Origin of the sequence: Marinobacter sp. SS5-14b, assembly GCF_030541005.1 — a bacterium.
Lineage (GTDB): Bacteria > Pseudomonadota > Gammaproteobacteria > Pseudomonadales > Oleiphilaceae > Marinobacter.
Genome location: NZ_JASSVM010000005.1, coordinates 264,644 through 281,935, shown reverse-complemented (window position 1 = coordinate 281,935; position 17,292 = coordinate 264,644). Strand labels below are relative to the sequence as shown.

Below are 17,292 nucleotides of genomic sequence, written 5' to 3'. Positions count from 1 at the left end.
GGCTATGAGTGTCATTGTTTCGGATCGTCGCACATTGATAGTAGGGCTCGGTAAAACCGGGCTCTCTTGCGTGCGTTATCTGTCCGGACTGGGCAGAGAGATCGCCGTAGCAGACAGCCGGGACAACCCTCCGGGGCTTCAGGAACTGCGAGATGGCTGGCCAGGTGTGCCGGTGTATCTGGGTGAGTTCGACCAGGACCTGTTCTCTGGTTTTGGTGAACTGGTCGTCAGCCCGGGTATCAGTATTACAGAGCCGGCGATCGCAGCCGCTGCGGATCGGGGAGCCCTTATCCGTGGAGATATCGATCTCTTTGCCGACGCCGCCGATGCGCCGATTATCGCGATCACGGGCTCCAACGGAAAAACCACAGTCACAACTCTGGTTGGTGAAATGGCGGCGGCAGCCGGCCGCAAGGTTCAGGTGGGTGGCAATATCGGCACACCGGCACTCGAACTGCTAGGCAAGGGCGCCGATTTGTATGTGCTGGAAGTGTCGAGCTTTCAGCTGGAAACCACGGACGAATTGAATGCCCTGGCCGCCACGGTACTCAATGTCAGCGACGATCACATGGATCGTTACCCTGACAAGATGGCGTATTTTCAGGCAAAACAGCGGATTTATCGCGGCTGCAAAAATGCCATTGTGAATCTGGATGACGCCCTTAGTACCCCGATGGCCAGGGATACCCTGCGATTCCTGTGCTTTGGCTTCAATCGGGTGAATCCGGATACTTTCAGCACGCGCGAAGATGATCAGGGCATCTGGATTACCCACGGTTTCGATAACTTGTTGCTGGCCAGCGAGCTGAAGCTGATGGGGCGTCACAATATCAGCAACGTGATGGCCGCACTGGCACTGGGGCACGCGGCCGGCCTGCCCATGGAGCCGATGTTGACGGTAGCCCGGCAGTTCGCCGGACTGCCCCATCGCTGCGAGTTTGTCCGAAAGCTGGATGGCGTTGAATACATCAATGATTCCAAAGGTACCAACGTCGGGGCCACGGTTGCCGCCATCGAGAGTCTCGTGCCTGAACAAGGCAAAGTGGTTCTGATCGCGGGTGGTGATGGTAAAGGTGCCGATTTCGCGCCACTGGCTGAGCCAGTGAGTCGGCATTGCCGTTCGGTGGTGTTGATAGGCCGGGATGCTGAAGCCGTTGCCCGGGCCGTGGGCAACGGTGTTGAGACAATCCAGGCTGGCAGCCTGGAAGAAGCCGTGACAGCCGCCCGCCGCCTGGCCCGTTCCGGTGACCGCGTACTGTTATCGCCTGCCTGTGCCAGCTTTGACATGTTTCGGGATTATAACGACCGCGGAGATCAGTTCCGCGCGTTGGCAGGAGCACTGTGATGCAGATTGCAGCCGCTACTCAGTCCTATCAGGGTAAGGCCCTGGACTTGCAGCCCTTACCGGTGTTGATCGTCACGTCGATCGCACTCCTGGTCATCGGCGTGGTGATGATTTCATCGGCCTCGATGGATATGGCGGCGGCAACCCTGGGTAATAGCTATCACTATGTCATACGGCAGGTGATTTTCGCTGCGCTTGGCTGCCTGACGGCGTTGGTTGCGGTCAATGTGCCGGTTTCATGGTGGGAGCGCAGCGGTTGGCTGCTGCTGGGAACGGGTATGCTGGTGCTGGTGCTGGTTCTGACCCCCCTGGGCCACACCGTTAACGGGTCGACCCGCTGGATACCGATGGGCCTGTTCAATGTTCAGGTTTCGGAAGTGGCGAAACTTTGCGTGATTGCCTACCTGGCCGGCTATGTTGTGCGCCGCCGGGACGAGTTGCTCAATACCTGGTGGGGCTTTTCCAAGCCGGTGATTGTGTTGATCCTGGCGGTGGGTCTGCTGATGACTGAGCCGGATTTTGGCGCCTCCGTTGTTCTGACGGCAGCGGCTGCGGCGATGATTTTCCTGAGCGGCGTAAGGCTGACCCGGTTTTTGCCTCTGATTGGCGTACTGGCGTTCCTGGGCGCGGTTTTGATTGTCAGTGCGCCTTACCGGCTGAAGCGGGTAGTGAGCTACCTGGACCCATGGAAAGACCAGTTTGATAGTGGTTATCAGCTAACCCAGTCACTGATCGCCTTTGGCCGTGGTGAGTGGGCGGGTGTTGGCCTGGGCAATTCGGTTCAGAAGCTGTTCTTTCTGCCGGAAGCCCATACCGATTTTATTTTCGCGATTATTGCCGAGGAATTCGGGCTCATTGGTGCGCTGATTGTGCTGGCATTGTTCACTGCGTTGGTGGTGAGCGGTTTTGTGATTGCCCGAAGGGCAGAAAAGAGTGGTATGCCATTCGGTGCTTGCTTCAGCTATGGCATCAGCTTGCTGATCGGCCTGCAGGCCGGCATCAACATGGCCGTGTGCACGGGCTTGCTGCCAACCAAGGGGCTGACCCTGCCTCTGGTCAGTTATGGTGGGTCAAGCCTGCTGGTCACCTGTATTGGCCTTGGCGTATTGGCGCGAGTGGAGATGGAACGCCTCGATAAAGTGCGGATGACAACGGAACAAGCTGGCCGAAAGACACGGGGAGGGGCCGTTTATGAGTAGCCCTCGCCGATTCATCATGATGGCCGGAGGCACTGGTGGTCACGTATTTCCGGCGCTGGCAACTGCCAGGGCCTTGCAGGAGCTCGGTCACGAAGTTTACTGGTTGGGCGCCAAAGGCGGCATGGAAGAGCGGTTGATTGGTGAGACCGATATACCGCTTTCCCTGATCCATATTTCCGGCTTGCGGGGTAAGGGTAAGTTGGCCCTGTTGCTGGCGCCTTTTCGTTTGATGCGGGCGCTGGGTGAAGCCTACACGTTACTTCGGCGAATCAGGCCTGACTGTGTGGTTGGTATGGGTGGATTTGTTACCGGCCCCGGAGGTGTTGCCGCCTGGATGCAGCGGACGCCGTTGATCATTCACGAGCAAAACGCGGTTGCCGGTATGACTAACCGTTTGTTGACCCGCTTTGCGACGACGGTACTGGAAGCCTTCCCCGGCAGTTTCGGCGGCAAGGTTATTACCCGGTGCACAGGCAACCCGGTACGAAAAGATCTGGCAAGCCTGCCGGAGCCTGAACAGCGATTGGATGGCAGAGTCGCGCCGGTCAGAGTGTTGGTCGTTGGGGGTAGCCTGGGCGCTCAGGTGTTTAATCAGCAGTTGCCGCAGGCGCTTGCCTTGCTGCCGAAAAATGAGAGGCCGGAAGTGCGGCATCAGTGCGGCGAAAAGAATCTTGACGCCGCCCGTAAGGCGTATGTGGATGCGGGCGTGAGCGCTAGCGTAGAGCCGTTTATACGAGACATGGCCGAGGCGTATGCCTGGGCCGATCTGGTGATCTGTCGTGCGGGTGCGCTGACGGTATCCGAGTTGTGCGCTGCCGGTGTGGGGGCGGTGTTGGTGCCTTTTCCGCATGCAGTAGATGATCATCAGACCCGCAATGGGCAGCACATGGTTAAAGCGGGTGCTGCCATCCTGGTGCCTCAGTCTCAACTGACGCCTGAGGTACTGGCTGAGACTTTGAAGGACCTGGCTGGCAGTCGTGAAAAAATTCTGAAAATGGCAGAGGCCGCCCGCTCGCTGGCGCGCCCCGATGCAACGGAGAGAGTCGTGAATTACTGTCTGGAGGCCGCCAATGGCTGAACTAACGAATCCGCCACTGGTGTACCAGGTGCCCGAAATGCGCCGAATTCGCCGCATACATTTTGTCGGCATCGGTGGTGCTGGCATGAGCGGCATTGCCGAAGTACTGAAAAACCAGGGCTATGACGTTTCCGGATCCGATATCAGAGACAGTGCCGTGACAGAGCGGTTGCGGGCTATGGGTGTCGAGGTTCAGATTGGTCATCGCGAAGAAAACACCGAGACTGCAGACGTCGTGGTGGTGTCGTCAGCGGTGGCAAAGGACAACCCGGAAGTGGTGTCGGCCCGCAGCCGCCGTGTTCCGATTGTTCCGCGCGCTGAAATGCTGGCAGAGATCATGCGTTACCGGCACGGTATCGCCGTGGCCGGAACCCACGGCAAAACTACCACCACCAGCCTGATCGCTTCGGTGTTGGGTGAGGCGGGCCTGGACCCGACCTTTGTGATCGGGGGCAAGCTCAATAGTGCTGGCACCAATGCACAGCTGGGCGGGTCTCGGTACCTGGTGGCCGAAGCCGACGAAAGCGATGCGTCGTTTCTGCATTTAACGCCGGTGATTTCGGTGATTACCAACATTGAAGCCGACCATATGGAAACCTATGGCGGTGACATTGAAAAACTGAAGCAGACCTTCGTTGATTTTCTTCACAACCTGCCGTTCTACGGCATTGCCGTGATGTGTGTGGATGATGGCTTCGTTCAGGAAATCATTCCCAGAATATCCCGCGCCATCATCACTTACGGCATCGATAATCCGGATGCCGATTACCGGGCAGAGCAAATCACCTCAGACGGCCTGAAAACGAACTTTGTTGTGCGTCGGCCTGGCGGTCGTTCAGACCTCACTGTTGAGCTGAAAATGCCGGGAAGACACAACGTACTCAATGCTCTGGCGGCGATTGCCGTGGCTACCGATGAGGGCGTGGACGATCAGGCGATCTGCCGGGGACTGGCCGGTTTTGCCGGTGTTGGCCGACGGTTTCAGGTGTACGGCGAATATCAGACGCCACGTGGGCAAGTTACGTTGGTGGATGACTATGGTCACCACCCGACTGAAGTGGAGGTGGTTATCAAGGCCGCCCGTAGCGCCTGGCCGGATCGCCGTATTGTCATGCTGTATCAACCACATCGTTTCACTCGCACCCGTGACCTGTACGAGGATTTCGTGAGGGTGTTGTCTGAAGTGGATGGCCTGCTGCTGATGGACGTGTATTCGGCGGGGGAGCCTGCCATCCCGGGCGCGGATGGCCGGGCTCTGTGCCGAAGTATTCGGCAGAGGGGGAAAGTAGAGCCGGTCTTTGTTGAGGATAATCTGGAAATCGAAGGCTTGCTGGCCAACGTGCTTCAAAACGGTGACCTGCTGATTACCCAAGGTGCCGGTGACATTGGCGGCGTGGCAGCGCGCCTTGCGGCTGCGGGGGTAGCAAAGAGTGAGTGAGATGACCCACACCGACTTGCCGCCGTATCAGGCACCGCCAGAGCTGGTCAAAGCACTGGGCCGTGTTGCGGTTTTTATGGGCGGCGATTCCGCCGAGCGGGAAGTGTCGTTGAAAAGCGGCAAGGCTGTGTTGGCGGCGCTGCAGTCTGCGGGTGTGAACGCCTTTGGTGTGGATGTTCGCGGCTGCTTGCTGGGCACCGTTGAGGCACCAGATTTTGATCGGGTATTTATTGCCCTTCATGGTCGTGGTGGCGAGGACGGAACGCTTCAGGCCATCCTTGGGCAAGCCGGCTTGCCCTATACCGGCAGTGAAGTACTTGCCTCGGCTCTGGCCATGGACAAGCTGCGCACTAAATATGTTTTCGAGGGCTGCGGACTGCCAACGCCGGCATTCCGTGCGATGAAGTCGGCGGATGAGGCTGAAGATATTGTTGCCAGCCTGGGCACTCCATTGAGTGTCAAACCCGCTCATGAAGGATCAAGCATAGGCATACGCAAGGTTCGTAGCGCCGCTGAGCTGGTCGAGGCCTACGAGTCTGCCGCCGCCATGGATGATCTGGTGCTGGTGGAAAAGTGGATTGAAGGCCCTGAATTTACGGTCAGTCTGCTTCAGAACAAGGCTTTGCCTGCGATCGGGCTCAGTACCGACCATGACTTCTATGACTATGACGCCAAATACCTGGCCGATGATACCCGGTACCGCATTCCTTGCGGGCTGTCGCCGGATGACGAGTTACGCCTTCAGCATCTTGCGCTGGACGCGTTCAGAGTCGTTGGCTGCAGAACCTGGGGCCGGGTGGACATCATGCAGGATGCAGACGGCGAATTCTGGTTGCTTGAAGTGAATACTGTGCCGGGCATGACGGACCATAGCCTGGTGCCCATGGCCGCGAGAGCGGCTGGCATCAGTTTCGAAGAACTGGTGGTGCGGATACTGAAAGACACACTGGCGGAGGCGCCGAATGCTTGAAACATTGCTGATCCGGAGCCGGGCAGTACCGCCCGAGCAGCCCCGGCGACGGGGGGCAACCACCGTAGAGCCAGGGCGCGACCGGTTTGGTGTGTTGAGGGCTGTGTTGGCCGCCGTGCCCTGGTTGCAGGTCGGCTTGGGTGCCACCGTTGTTCTTTTGGCTGCGCTGGTACCTTGGGGAACGGATCGACTGCTCACCGCCATGGACCAGCAGATCGTGGCGGTCGATGTTCACGGCCAGTTTGTTGGAGACAGTCAGGTTGCGATTGAGCGGGCCGCCGGAGCCTGGGTGGGGAAAAGTTATTTCTCAACAGATCTCACCGAAATTAAGGCGGCGCTGGAAAGTCGCCCGTGGGTGGAGTCTGCGGCAGTGAAACGGGTTTGGCCGGGCCGGCTTGAAATAGACATCCGCGAGAAGAAGCCGCTGGCCTATTGGAGTGATGGCCGGCTGGTGAGTCGCTCGGGTGAGTTGTTCTCTCCACCCAACCCGGAAGTGGCCGGTCGGTTGCCGCGGCTTTCAGGGCCGGATGAGCGGGTGCGGGACGTCATCTCCATGGCACGAAGCATGAGCGATCAGTTGTTTGGTTACGGGCTGGGCTTTGCCGGGCTGTCTCTTGAGCAGCGTGGTGCCTGGACGCTAACACTGGCCAATGGCATAGAAGTGGTGCTTGGGCGAGATCAGGTAGAACAGCGATTTGAGCGCTTTATAACAGTTTACGAGAACCGGTTGGCCTCCAGGGTGGATGAAGTCAGCCGGGTTGATGCCCGCTACACCAATGGCGTGGCGGTGCAGTGGAAAACGGATGCGGCGGTTGCTGCACCGAAATCCTGATAACGATTACTACGAACCTGGGGTTTGGTGAAACACATGTCATCGGTTGAAACGGAAAACATGATTGTCGGCCTGGATATCGGAACCTCCAAGGTGGTTGCGATTGTCGGCAAGCGCAAGATGGATGGCACCATCGAAGTCGTCGGTATCGGCTCCCATCCGTCCCGCGGGCTGAAGCGCGGTGTGGTGGTGAATATCGAAATCACCGTGCAGGCCATTCAGCGTGCGGTTGAAGAAGCTGAGCTGATGGCCGGTTGCCGCATTCACTCGGTGTACGCCGGTATTGCAGGTAGCCACATCAAGAGCCTGAATTCCCACGGCATCGTGGCCATCCGTGACCGGGAAGTGACCCAGGCCGATATTGACCGGGTGATCGATGCGGCGCAGGCCGTGGCGATTCCTGCGGATCAGAAAATTCTGCACATCCTGCCGCAGGAATTCGTGATCGATAACCAGGAAGGCATTAAAGAGCCTATGGGAATGTCCGGTGTGCGCCTGGAAGCCAAAGTGCACCTGGTGACCTGTGCGGTTAATGCGGCCCAGAACATTGAAAAGTGCGTGAAGCGCTGTGGCCTTGAAGTGGACGACATCATTCTGGAGCAGCTGGCGTCCAGTCACGCCATCCTGACGGAAGATGAGAAAGAGCTGGGCGTGTGCGTGGTGGATATCGGCGGGGGAACGACCGACATCGCGGTGTTTACCGGTGGTGCCATTCGTCACACAGCGGTCATCCCGATTGCTGGCGACCAGGTCACCAATGACATCGCCATGGCTTTGCGAACACCCACGCAGAACGCTGAAGAGATCAAGATCAAATATGCGTGCGCGCTGACCCAGCTGGCCGGTGCCGACGAAACCATCAAGGTGCCGAGTGTCGGTGACCGGGCGCCGCGGGACCTGTCCCGTCAGGCGCTGGCGGAGGTGGTAGAGCCTCGCTACGAAGAATTGTTCACTCTGGTGCAGTCGGAACTGCGTCGTTCGGGATTTGAAGACCTGATTCCTGCGGGCATCGTGATTACAGGCGGTTCCTCCACCATGGAAGGGGTGGTGGAGCTGGCCGAAGAAATCTTCCACATGCCGGTTAGGCTGGCCTGTCCGCAGGCGGTCTCCGGTATGACGGAAGTAGTCAACAACCCGATCTACGCCACTGGCGTGGGGCTGTTGATTCATGGCTTCCGGCAAATGGATCTTGGCCGGTCGCCGGTGCTCAAAGGCGAGGATGCTCCCTCGCTGGTCGAGCGCATGAAAGCCTGGTTCACCGGTCACTTCTGACGGTGCATCAGGAGCAGTACACGAAGGTTTCTCGAAAACACATAACGATCGAAATAAACCGGCCTGGAAAGACCGGAAACAGCACGAAGGAGTAGGGGATATGTTTGAACTCGTTGATAGTGTTCAGCAAAGTGCAGTAATCAAAGTAGTTGGTGTTGGCGGTGGCGGCGGCAACGCTGTGCGTCATATGCTCAACAGCGACATCGAAGGCGTGGAATTCATTTGCGCCAATACCGACGCCCAGGCACTGAAGGACCTGGACGCACGCCAGATTATCCAGCTTGGTGGCAATATCACTAAAGGCCTGGGTGCTGGCGCAAACCCGGAAGTGGGTCGCCAGTCGGCTCTCGAAGATCGCGACCGTATCGCGGAAGCCCTCAGTGGTTCCGATATGGTCTTCATCACCGCCGGCATGGGCGGTGGTACAGGTACCGGCGCAGCTCCGATTGTCGCAGAAGTGGCACGCGAACTGGGTATTCTTACCGTAGCCGTGGTGACCAAACCGTTCCAGTTCGAGGGTGGCAAGCGAATGAGCGTTGCTGAGTGCGGCCTCAAGGAGCTGGAAGAGAGCGTTGATTCGCTGATTACCATCCCCAACGAAAAGCTGTTGGCGGTGATGGGCAAGAAAACCAGCCTGCTGGATGCTTTTGCCGCAGCCAACGACGTGTTGCTGGGTGCTGTTCAGGGTATCGCCGACCTGATTACCCGTAACGGTATGATCAACGTCGACTTTGCCGACGTGAAGACCGTTATGTCTGAAATGGGCATGGCCATGATGGGTACCGGTCGCGCCACTGGTGAGAACCGTGCTCGCGAAGCCGCCGAAGCCGCTGTGCGCAGCCCGCTGCTGGAAGATATCAACCTTCAGGGCGCCAAGGGCATTCTGGTCAACATTACAGCCGGTATGGATCTCAACCTGGGCGAATTTACCGAAGTTGGCGACATTGTGCGTGAGTTTGCGTCTGACTCGGCCACCGTGGTTGTGGGTACCGTGATTGACCCTGAAATGACCGAAGAACTGAAGGTGACGGTTGTCGCGACCGGCCTGGGCGGTGAGCGCGAGAAGCCCACCAAAGTGGTGGACAACTCCCGCACTCTGGACGGCAAAACCGATTACAACCAGCTTGATCGCCCGGCGATTCTGCGTCGCCGTGCCGTCACACAGGGCAACGTTGCATTGGACCAGAGTAAAGAAAGCGAAGAGCAGGGTGTGGACTATCTCGATATTCCCGCATTCCTTCGCAGGCAGGCTGATTGATAATCTGTCTCATATGTGGCGAAAGACAGGTTTCTCGGTTTTTGATGGAACCTAAAGTCTCGGTCAAGCGTGAGCTGATTGACCATAGCCGATGACTATTGCAAATGTTAAGTAAAGTCATACTGGTTAAATGGTACTCAGTCTTGAATTCTGATATTCTCCGGGCAGTTTTTTGCTCAGAATATCGCTCTTTTGTGACGGAATAATGAACCGATGATCAGACAACGCACACTCAAGAACACCATCCGTGCGACAGGTGTTGGCCTGCACTCAGGTGAAAAAGTTTACCTGACGCTCAAGCCTGCGCCGGTGGATACGGGCATCATCTTCCGACGGACCGATCTGGACCCTATGGTCGAGATCCGGGCCTGTGCGGAAAATGTAGGTGAGACCATGCTGTCCACGACGCTGGTAAAAGACGGTGTGCGTGTGGCGACGGTAGAGCACTTGCTCTCGGCTATGGCTGGTCTTGGAATTGACAACTGTTTCGTTGAACTCAGTGCCTCTGAAGTGCCGATTATGGATGGCTCTGCCGGCCCGTTCGTGTTCCTGCTGCAATCCGCAGGCATTGCCGAACAGGAAGCGGCGAAATGCTTCATCCGTATCAAACGCGAAGTGACCGTTGAAGAAGATGGCAAGAAAGCTACCTTCCTGCCTTTTGAAGGTTTCAAGGTCAGCTTTGGTATCGATTTTGACCACCCGGTATTCAAGGGCCGTGCCCAGACGGCAACCGTAGACTTCTCCAGCACTTCGTTTGTTAAGGAAGTGTCGCGCGCACGCACCTTCGGGTTCATGCGTGATATCGAGAAGCTGCGGGCCATGAACCTGGCGCTTGGTGGCAGTGTCGATAATGCGATCGTGGTAGACGATTACAAGATTCTCAACGAAGACGGCCTTCGCTATGAGGATGAGTTCGTCAAACACAAGGTGCTGGACGCGATCGGGGATCTTTACCTGCTGGGCAATAGCCTGATTGGTGAGTTCCGCGGTATCAAGTCCGGCCATGACCTGAATAACAAGCTGCTGCGCAAGCTCAGGGCGGAAGAAGACGCATGGGAAGTCGTGACCTTCGATGACGAAGCCACTGCACCTATTTCGTACATGAAACCTGTGCTGGCGGCGGGTTAAGGCGGGACGCCTTAATCCCGGACGTGGCTGGCGAGTTTTTCGAGAACCTCGCGCAACGCTTTATCCTTCGTGTGCCCGGCTTCCTCTGAGAGGAGTCGGGCATTTTCTTTACTGAGAGGAACCTTTTCGACCTTCTTGCGAGATTTGAATCGGGCCGGCGCGACCTTTATGCGGATTTTCCAGACAAAGCGAAAGAGGTCGTTTTCTCTGAGGGCTTCCATAATTTCATGTTGCCGGAACCTCAGGCGTGTCGCCTTGCTTGCGGTGTCGGTTGACAACACCAACTCGCCGTTCTGACAACTGACAAAGCAGGTACCTTTAACCAGTTCTTCAGGGATGGCGGTCAACACGGTTTGCTCAGCCTGAATATGTAATCCGGCCTTCGCCATCAGCTCTTTGAGGGTGGAGCTCGAATTGGGCGAAGTTGTGTTGAAGATCATTTTCTGATCACTTTTTCGGTTCATTGCCGGTTTTTTCTCGACGCCACTGTTTACGATTGGTTACACTTCGGCACGCTTTATGCGTAGCACGGATATGACACTCGTTTTACATTGTCTACAAAGAGTATGTCTACCGGGTGCTACGATTTATCAGTACGTAGTTGTTGCTAAGGATAGCAGACCCGCTCGGAAATTTTCCGGGTCGCAGCACTACAAGGACAAGGTTGCGGCTCCACCATGACACCGAACGACGATATGAACGTAATTTTCGTTGGCAAAAGCCACGGGCAATCCCGCTCGATACCGCTGAACGCTGCATCCGTGGCAGGGATAGTGCTGTTGGTGCTTGCGGTCATTCTGGCGGCAGGTTGGGGCGGTTACCGCGCAGCCATGAGTCAGGTTGCTGCCGCTCAGCCTCAAGAGTCCGAACTGGTTTCGGAATGGCAGGAAAAGCTGCGTGATCAGCAAGCAGAAGTCGCCCGGGTTCGGGAAAACGTGCAGCAGCAAATTGATGCCCTGACGCTGAGGCTTGGACGGATTCAGGGCAGCCTGTTGAGGCTCGATGCCCTTGGTCAGCGCTTTGTTGAGTCCGGGATGGTGACCAGTGATGAGTTTAATTTCGATCAACCCGCAGCGGTGGGTGGCCCGGAAGAGGGCATCCTGCCCGCAGACTCCTTCAGTGCGCCAGAACTGACCGAAATGATCGATCAGATTGAAATGCAGATAGAAGACCGCGAAAAACAGCTGCGCCTGCTTGACAAGGTGGCTTCGCGCCAAAAGCTGGAAGACGAACTCTATGTGCAGGGCCGACCGATCACCTGGGGGTGGTTGTCGTCCAAATACGGTTACCGCTCAGACCCCTTCACGGGCAAGCGTACCTGGCATGCGGGCGTCGACCTCGCAGGCAAGGACGGCAGTGACATTATTGCTGTAGCAGGCGGCGTGGTGACTTACGCTGACGAGCGCTATGGCTACGGCAACCTGGTTGAAATTGACCACGGTGACGGCTTGGTCACCCGCTACGCCCACGCCAAGGCCATCAAGGTACAAGTCGGTAATGTGGTTCAGAAAGGCCAGGGAATTGCGCTGATGGGCAGTACCGGGCGTTCTACCGGTCCTCATGTGCATTTCGAAGTTATCCGCAACGGCAAGCCTGAAAATCCCGAGAAATATATCCAGCGCGCAAGCCGCTGATTTCATTCCCGTGAAGCCCTTCTTTTGTCCTGTCGCCAAATAAGGTTAGAATGCCGGCTTCCTCCGTTTAACTGAAGAAGCAGTGGTCTATGTTCACAAAGCTTGCAACCAAAATGTTCGGCAGTAAGAACGCTCGAGAAATCAAGCGGATGCGTAAGGTGGTCTTGCGTATCAATGAACTTGAGGAGCAGTTTGGCGCACTGTCGGATACCGAGTTGCAGGTTAAGACCGCAGTGTTCCGTCGTCGCCTCGAAGAAGGCGAAACCCTGGATGCGATCTTGCCGGAAGCCTTTGCGACCGTTCGTGAAGCCAGTCGCCGTGTGATGGGTATGCGGCACTACGATGTTCAGCTGGTGGGTGGTATGACCTTGAATGAAGGTCGCATCGCCGAGATGAAAACCGGCGAAGGTAAAACCCTGGTTGCTACTGCAGCGGTTTATCTTAACGCTCTGCCGGGTAAAGGCGTCCACGTTGTCACCGTGAACGACTACCTGGCCAGCCGGGACGCCGAGTGGATGGGTAAGCTGTATCGGTTCCTGGGCATGGACGTCGGAGTTGTCGTTTCTGGCCAGCCGCCGGAAGAGAAAAGAGCTGCCTATCAGGCCGATATCACCTACGGCACCAACAACGAATTCGGATTTGATTACCTTCGCGACAACATGGCCTTCAGCATTGAAGACAAGGTTCAGCGCGGCCTGAACTTCGCGATTGTCGATGAAGTTGACTCCATCCTGATTGATGAAGCCCGCACCCCGCTGATTATTTCAGGTGCGGCTGAAGACTCCTCCAAGCTTTATCAGGCCATCAACGCATTGATCCCGAGCCTGGAGCAGGGCGAGGTTAGTGAAGATGGTGAAACCACCGGCGATTTCACCATTGATGAAAAGTCCCGCCAGGTAGAATTGACAGAAAGCGGCCACGAGAAGGTGGAAGAGCTTTTGCTCGGTCGCGGCCTGCTGCAGGAAGGCGAGAGCCTTTACTCTGCGGCTAACCTGGGCTTGTTGCACCACGTGCACTCCGGCCTGCGTGCGCACCACCTGTTCCAGAAGGATGTTGATTACATCGTTCAGGGTGGTCAGGTGGTAATTGTTGACGAGCACACCGGCCGTACCATGCCCGGTCGCCGTTGGAGTGAAGGCCTGCACCAGGCCATTGAAGCGAAGGAAGGCCTGAAAATTCAGGCTGAAAGTCAGACACTCGCCTCCACCACGTTCCAGAACTACTTCCGTCTGTACGAAAAGCTTGCAGGCATGACCGGTACTGCTGATACCGAGGCGTTTGAATTCCGTCAGATTTACGGCCTCGATGTGGTTGTCATTCCGCCTAACAAGCCGATTCAGCGGATTGATTACAACGACCTGGTGTACCTGACCCAGGAAGAGAAATTCCACGCCATTATCGATGAAATCAAGGATGTGACGGCAGAAGGCCGGCCCATCCTGGTGGGTACCGCCTCCATTGAGGCCTCAGAGCTGCTGTCCATGTTGCTCAAGAAGGCGAGAATCGACCACAAAATTCTGAACGCCAAGCAGCACGAATCGGAAGCCCTGATCATCGCTCAGGCTGGCCGACCGGGTGCCGTCACCATTGCGACCAACATGGCGGGCCGAGGCACCGATATCGTGCTGGGTGGCAACTGGGAGTATGAATTGGCCGCCTCAGAAGCTACCTCCGAGGAGGCAGCAGCCCGGGCCAAGGCCGAATGGACCGAGCGTCACAATCAGGTGCTTGAGGCCGGCGGTTTGCACATTATTGGTACCGAACGCCATGAGTCACGGCGGATCGATAACCAGTTGCGTGGCCGTGCCGGTCGCCAGGGGGATCCGGGTTCTTCCCGCTTCTTCCTCTCGCTGGAAGACAACCTCATGCGGATCTTTGCGCCGGAGCGGGTGAAGAACCTGATGCAGGCCATGGGTATGAAGAAGGGCGAGGCTATCGAGCATCGCATGGTCTCCAACGCCATTGAAAAGTCCCAGCGCAAGGTTGAAGGTCGTAACTTCGACATGCGGAAAACCCTGCTCGAATACGATGATGTTGCGAACGATCAGCGTACCGTTATCTATGACCAGCGTAATGAAGTGATGGCATCGAATGATATCTCCGAGATGGTGGATACCATCCGCGAAGATGTCGTCGGCTCACTGATCAGTGAATTCATTCCTCCCCAGAGCATTCCGGAGCAGTGGGATGTTGCGGGTCTGGAAGCGCAGCTGCAGTCGGAAATGGCTATCGATCTGCCGATTCAGCAGTGGCTGGAAGAAGACAGCAAGCTGTATGAGGACAACCTGCGCCAGAAAATTATCGATGCGATTGTGGCGGAGTATAAGGCGAAAGAAGAGATCGCCGGTGCGGAGTCCATGCGCAAGTTTGAAAAACAGGTGTTCCTGCAGGTACTCGACACGCTCTGGAAGGAGCATCTGTCAAACATGGATCACCTGCGCAGGGGTATTCATCTGCGGGGCTATGCCCAGAAGAATCCCAAACAGGAATACAAGCGTGAAGCGTTTAACCTGTTTGAGAATATGCTGGACAGCATGAAGCGTGATGTCGCCCGGGTACTGAGCCATGTGCGTGTTCAAAGCCGGGAAGAAATGGAAGAAATTGAACGTCGGCGCAAGGAAGAGCTGGAGCGGGAAATGGCCCGGGCCAAGCTTCGTCACGATGAAACCAGTGCAACCCAGGGTGAGGGCGAAGATGGTCAGCAAGGCCAGGCAACGCCAGATACCTTCGTTCGCCAGGAGCGAAAGGTCGGCCGAAATGAGCCGTGTCCCTGCGGGTCTGGCAAGAAGTACAAACAGTGCTGTGGCAAGGTGAGCTGACCAGCCCCTGAAGCACGCAAACCAGAACCCGCAAACCACCAGAGCGATGGTGGCTTGCGGGTTTTGTCGTTTTCAGACTTGAACAATCATAGGAGGCAGGCATGGCGGTAGGTCCCGGAGCGTTACCTGAGTTTTTCCCGGTGACAGGGGTGAAGATTGGCATTGCCAGCGCAGGCATCAAGAAGCCTGGCCGAAAGGATGTGGTGGTGTTTGAGCTGGCTCCGGAATCCCGGGTGGCGGGCATTTTTACCCGGAATCAGTTCTGCGCCGCGCCGGTTGTGCTCAGCCGTCGCCACCTCGCGGAGGCCTCGCCCCGCTATTTGCTGATCAATACCGGAAATGCCAATGCCGGCACCGGCGAGCGTGGGCTCGTCGACGCCGAGCGTTGTTGCACTGCTCTGGCAGAGAAAGCCGGCGTCACTGTTTCCAGCGTGCTGCCGTTTTCGACTGGTGTGATTGGTGAGCCATTGCCGGTTGAAAAAATTGTCGGCGCCTTACCTGAGGCCCTGGCAGATACCCGAGAAGATCGCTGGGCTGAGGCCGCCAGTGGCATCATGACGACCGATACGCGGCCCAAGGGTGCGTCTTGCCGAATTGAACTGGACGGCCATGTGGTAACGATTTCGGGGATCAGCAAGGGTGCGGGCATGATTCGCCCCAATATGGCGACCATGCTTGGCTTTATTGCTACCGATGCGAGCATCGCCCCGGATGCACTTCAGGCGCTGGCATCCGAGCTGGGTGAGAAATCATTCAACCGGATTACCATCGATGGTGACACCTCGACCAACGATGCCTGCATGCTGATGGCCAGCGGTCAGTATTCCGGCCCGGAAATCACCCTCGACAGCCCCCTGTTTCCTCAGCTCAAAGCGACGTTGCAGCAAGTGTATCTCGATCTGGCCCACGCCATTGTTCGGGATGGTGAAGGGGCAACCAAGTTTGTGACCATTGATGTGGCCGGTGCCCGGAACCAGCAGGAAGCTCTGGATGTGGCCTACACCGTCGCTCATTCACCGCTGGTAAAAACGGCACTTTTCGCCTCAGACCCGAACTGGGGGCGTATTCTGGCAGCGGTTGGCCGGGCCGGCGTGCCTGATCTTGACCTGAACGCTCTGGAAATCTACCTGGGCGATGTGTGCCTGGTCCGTGAGGGTGGTCGTGCCGACGATTATTCCGAAGAGCGCGGCCAGGCCGTGATGGATCAGGAAGAAATTACTATTGCCATTGACCTTAAGCGTGGTGGGGTCCGTGAAACCGTCTGGACCTGCGACTTCTCCCACGATTACGTGACCATCAATGCAGAATACCGAAGCTGATCAGCCCGGCGCACAAGCCCGGAAGCAGGTTCATGTAGCGGTAGCCGTCATAATTCGGGAAGGGCGGGTGCTGATAGCCCGGCGCCCAGACCATGTTCATCAGGGCGGATTGCTGGAGTTTCCCGGCGGCAAGGTCGAGCCGGATGAAACCGTGCAGCAGGCGCTGGTGCGGGAGGTCGCCGAGGAGACCGGCTTGCGGGTTCCGCTGCAGAGTCTGGAGCCGGTCATCGGCATTCGCCATGACTATGGTGACAAGCAGGTGTTTCTCGATGTCTGGCGCACCTCGATGGCTGAGGGTATACCGGAAGGCAAGGAAGGGCAGCCAGTGGACTGGCTGTTGCCCGAGGCCTTGCGCGACGAGGATTTTCCCGTTGCTAACCGGCCCATCATTCGTGCTTTGAATCTGCCCGACAGATTGCTGATTACCGGTGCTATGGTTACTCCAAAGGATGGCTTCTCCCGCTTTGCTGCTGGGGTTAAGGGGCGATCGCGGGGGCTGGTGGTGCTTCGGGCACCGGATTTGTCGCGCCAGGATTATCGGGCGCTTGCGACAGCAGCGCTGAAGACCGGGTCGGAAAACGGTATCGGTGTTCTGCTGCACGGTCAGCCATCACTGTTTGACGAAATCCCGGGGGCCGCCGGCCTCCACCTGTCATGGCGTGAAGCTGAAGGTCTTTCAGGGCGCCCTGTGCCTGCGGGCGCATGGCTCGGGGTGTCCTGCCATGATGCTGAGCAGTTGTGCCATGCAGAGCGTTTGGGGGCAGATTACGCGGTGCTGGGCCCGGTGTTGCCCACGGCCAGCCATCCAGGGGAGCCGGCTATGGGCTGGAATGTTTTTGCCGACCTGATCTCTAATGCGGCCATCCCCGTATATGCGCTTGGTGGATTGGAACCGGGCCATATGGCGCCGGCCAAAGCGGCGGGGGCCCAAGGGATCGCCGGGATTCGTTTCTGGTGGTAGTCGGTTGTGAGCACATTCATACATGAAGCAACGCAGGCG

Annotated in this window: 14 protein-coding genes; 13 read left to right on the top strand and 1 reads right to left on the bottom strand. The window is 57.2% G+C overall.

The features are described from left to right. Positions 1-4: 4 nt before the first annotated feature. The 9 genes from murD (at position 5) to lpxC (ending at position 10,520) form a co-directional block, all read left to right on the top strand. Positions 5-1,345 carry a UDP-N-acetylmuramoyl-L-alanine--D-glutamate ligase gene (murD, locus tag QPL95_RS13485; protein ID WP_303291505.1) on the top strand — a complete coding sequence of 447 codons (1,341 nt, stop codon included), beginning with the start codon at positions 5-7 and terminating at the stop codon, positions 1,343-1,345. Further along, positions 1,345-2,544: a putative lipid II flippase FtsW gene (gene ftsW / locus QPL95_RS13480; protein WP_303291504.1), complete on the top strand. Its 1,200-nt coding sequence runs from the start codon at positions 1,345-1,347 to the stop codon at positions 2,542-2,544. The genes murD and ftsW overlap by 1 nt, the downstream gene beginning before the upstream one ends. After that, a complete protein-coding gene (murG, locus tag QPL95_RS13475; RefSeq protein WP_303291503.1) occupies positions 2,537-3,622 on the top strand; it encodes an undecaprenyldiphospho-muramoylpentapeptide beta-N-acetylglucosaminyltransferase in 1,086 nt (361 codons plus the stop codon). Before ftsW ends, murG begins: the two co-directional genes overlap by 8 nt. Next, positions 3,615-5,060: a UDP-N-acetylmuramate--L-alanine ligase gene (murC, locus tag QPL95_RS13470; protein ID WP_303291502.1), complete on the top strand. Its 1,446-nt coding sequence runs from the start codon at positions 3,615-3,617 to the stop codon at positions 5,058-5,060. The genes murG and murC overlap by 8 nt, the downstream gene beginning before the upstream one ends. Before the next feature lies 1 nt (position 5,061). Next, positions 5,062-6,030, top strand: coding sequence for a D-alanine--D-alanine ligase (locus QPL95_RS13465; protein WP_303291501.1), 969 nt, complete (start codon positions 5,062-5,064; stop codon positions 6,028-6,030). Further along, positions 6,023-6,862 (top strand): cell division protein FtsQ/DivIB, encoded by an 840-nt coding sequence (locus QPL95_RS13460; RefSeq protein WP_303291500.1) that lies wholly within the window; start codon positions 6,023-6,025, stop codon positions 6,860-6,862. The genes QPL95_RS13465 and QPL95_RS13460 overlap by 8 nt, the downstream gene beginning before the upstream one ends. A 36-nt stretch (positions 6,863-6,898) precedes the next feature. Further along, entirely contained in the window at positions 6,899-8,134 is a 1,236-nt protein-coding gene (ftsA, locus tag QPL95_RS13455) for a cell division protein FtsA (RefSeq protein ID WP_303291499.1), read from the top strand. A gap of 100 nt (positions 8,135-8,234) precedes the next feature. Beyond that, positions 8,235-9,392, top strand: coding sequence for a cell division protein FtsZ (ftsZ, locus tag QPL95_RS13450; RefSeq protein WP_303291498.1), 1,158 nt, complete (start codon positions 8,235-8,237; stop codon positions 9,390-9,392). Between the two features lie 213 nt (positions 9,393-9,605). Then, a complete protein-coding gene (gene lpxC / locus QPL95_RS13445) occupies positions 9,606-10,520 on the top strand; it encodes a UDP-3-O-acyl-N-acetylglucosamine deacetylase (protein WP_303291497.1) in 915 nt (304 codons plus the stop codon). Positions 10,521-10,531: 11 nt separating this feature from the next. Here lpxC and QPL95_RS13440 read toward each other — a convergent pair whose 3' ends face one another. Then, a complete protein-coding gene (locus tag QPL95_RS13440) occupies positions 10,532-10,984 on the bottom strand; it encodes a DUF721 domain-containing protein (protein WP_303291496.1) in 453 nt (150 codons plus the stop codon). 213 nt (positions 10,985-11,197) lie between these two features. Here QPL95_RS13440 and QPL95_RS13435 point away from each other — a divergent pair, with 213 nt between their 5' ends. The 4 genes from QPL95_RS13435 (at position 11,198) to QPL95_RS13420 (ending at position 17,253) form a co-directional block, all read left to right on the top strand. Then, entirely contained in the window at positions 11,198-12,154 is a 957-nt protein-coding gene (locus QPL95_RS13435) for a M23 family metallopeptidase (protein WP_303291495.1), read from the top strand. Positions 12,155-12,243: 89 nt separating this feature from the next. Then, entirely contained in the window at positions 12,244-14,973 is a 2,730-nt protein-coding gene (secA, locus tag QPL95_RS13430; protein ID WP_303291494.1) for a preprotein translocase subunit SecA, read from the top strand. Between the two features lie 101 nt (positions 14,974-15,074). Next, positions 15,075-16,292, top strand: coding sequence for a bifunctional glutamate N-acetyltransferase/amino-acid acetyltransferase ArgJ (gene argJ, locus QPL95_RS13425; protein ID WP_303291493.1), 1,218 nt, complete (start codon positions 15,075-15,077; stop codon positions 16,290-16,292). Next, positions 16,273-17,253, top strand: coding sequence for a Nudix family hydrolase (locus tag QPL95_RS13420; protein WP_303291492.1), 981 nt, complete (start codon positions 16,273-16,275; stop codon positions 17,251-17,253). The genes argJ and QPL95_RS13420 overlap by 20 nt, the downstream gene beginning before the upstream one ends. The last annotated feature ends 39 nt before the right edge of the window (positions 17,254-17,292 follow it).

Bases quoted from the DNA above. Each gene is read 5' to 3' on its own strand.
- argJ (WP_303291493.1), top strand. From the start codon at position 15,075: ATGGCGGTAGGTCCCGGAGCGTTACCTGAGTTTTTCCCGGTGACAGGG.
- ftsZ (WP_303291498.1), top strand. From the start codon at position 8,235: ATGTTTGAACTCGTTGATAGTGTTCAGCAAAGTGCAGTAATCAAAGTA.
- ftsA (WP_303291499.1), top strand. From the start codon at position 6,899: ATGTCATCGGTTGAAACGGAAAACATGATTGTCGGCCTGGATATCGGA.
- QPL95_RS13465 (WP_303291501.1), top strand. From the start codon at position 5,062: ATGACCCACACCGACTTGCCGCCGTATCAGGCACCGCCAGAGCTGGTC.
- murC (WP_303291502.1), top strand. From the start codon at position 3,615: ATGGCTGAACTAACGAATCCGCCACTGGTGTACCAGGTGCCCGAAATG.
- QPL95_RS13460 (WP_303291500.1), top strand. From the start codon at position 6,023: ATGCTTGAAACATTGCTGATCCGGAGCCGGGCAGTACCGCCCGAGCAG.
- QPL95_RS13440 (WP_303291496.1), bottom strand. From the start codon at position 10,984: ATGAACCGAAAAAGTGATCAGAAAATGATCTTCAACACAACTTCGCCC.
- lpxC (WP_303291497.1), top strand. From the start codon at position 9,606: ATGATCAGACAACGCACACTCAAGAACACCATCCGTGCGACAGGTGTT.
- murG (WP_303291503.1), top strand. From the start codon at position 2,537: ATGAGTAGCCCTCGCCGATTCATCATGATGGCCGGAGGCACTGGTGGT.
- ftsW (WP_303291504.1), top strand. From the start codon at position 1,345: ATGCAGATTGCAGCCGCTACTCAGTCCTATCAGGGTAAGGCCCTGGAC.
- secA (WP_303291494.1), top strand. From the start codon at position 12,244: ATGTTCACAAAGCTTGCAACCAAAATGTTCGGCAGTAAGAACGCTCGA.
- QPL95_RS13435 (WP_303291495.1), top strand. From the start codon at position 11,198: ATGACACCGAACGACGATATGAACGTAATTTTCGTTGGCAAAAGCCAC.
- QPL95_RS13420 (WP_303291492.1), top strand. From the start codon at position 16,273: ATGCAGAATACCGAAGCTGATCAGCCCGGCGCACAAGCCCGGAAGCAG.
- murD (WP_303291505.1), top strand. From the start codon at position 5: ATGAGTGTCATTGTTTCGGATCGTCGCACATTGATAGTAGGGCTCGGT.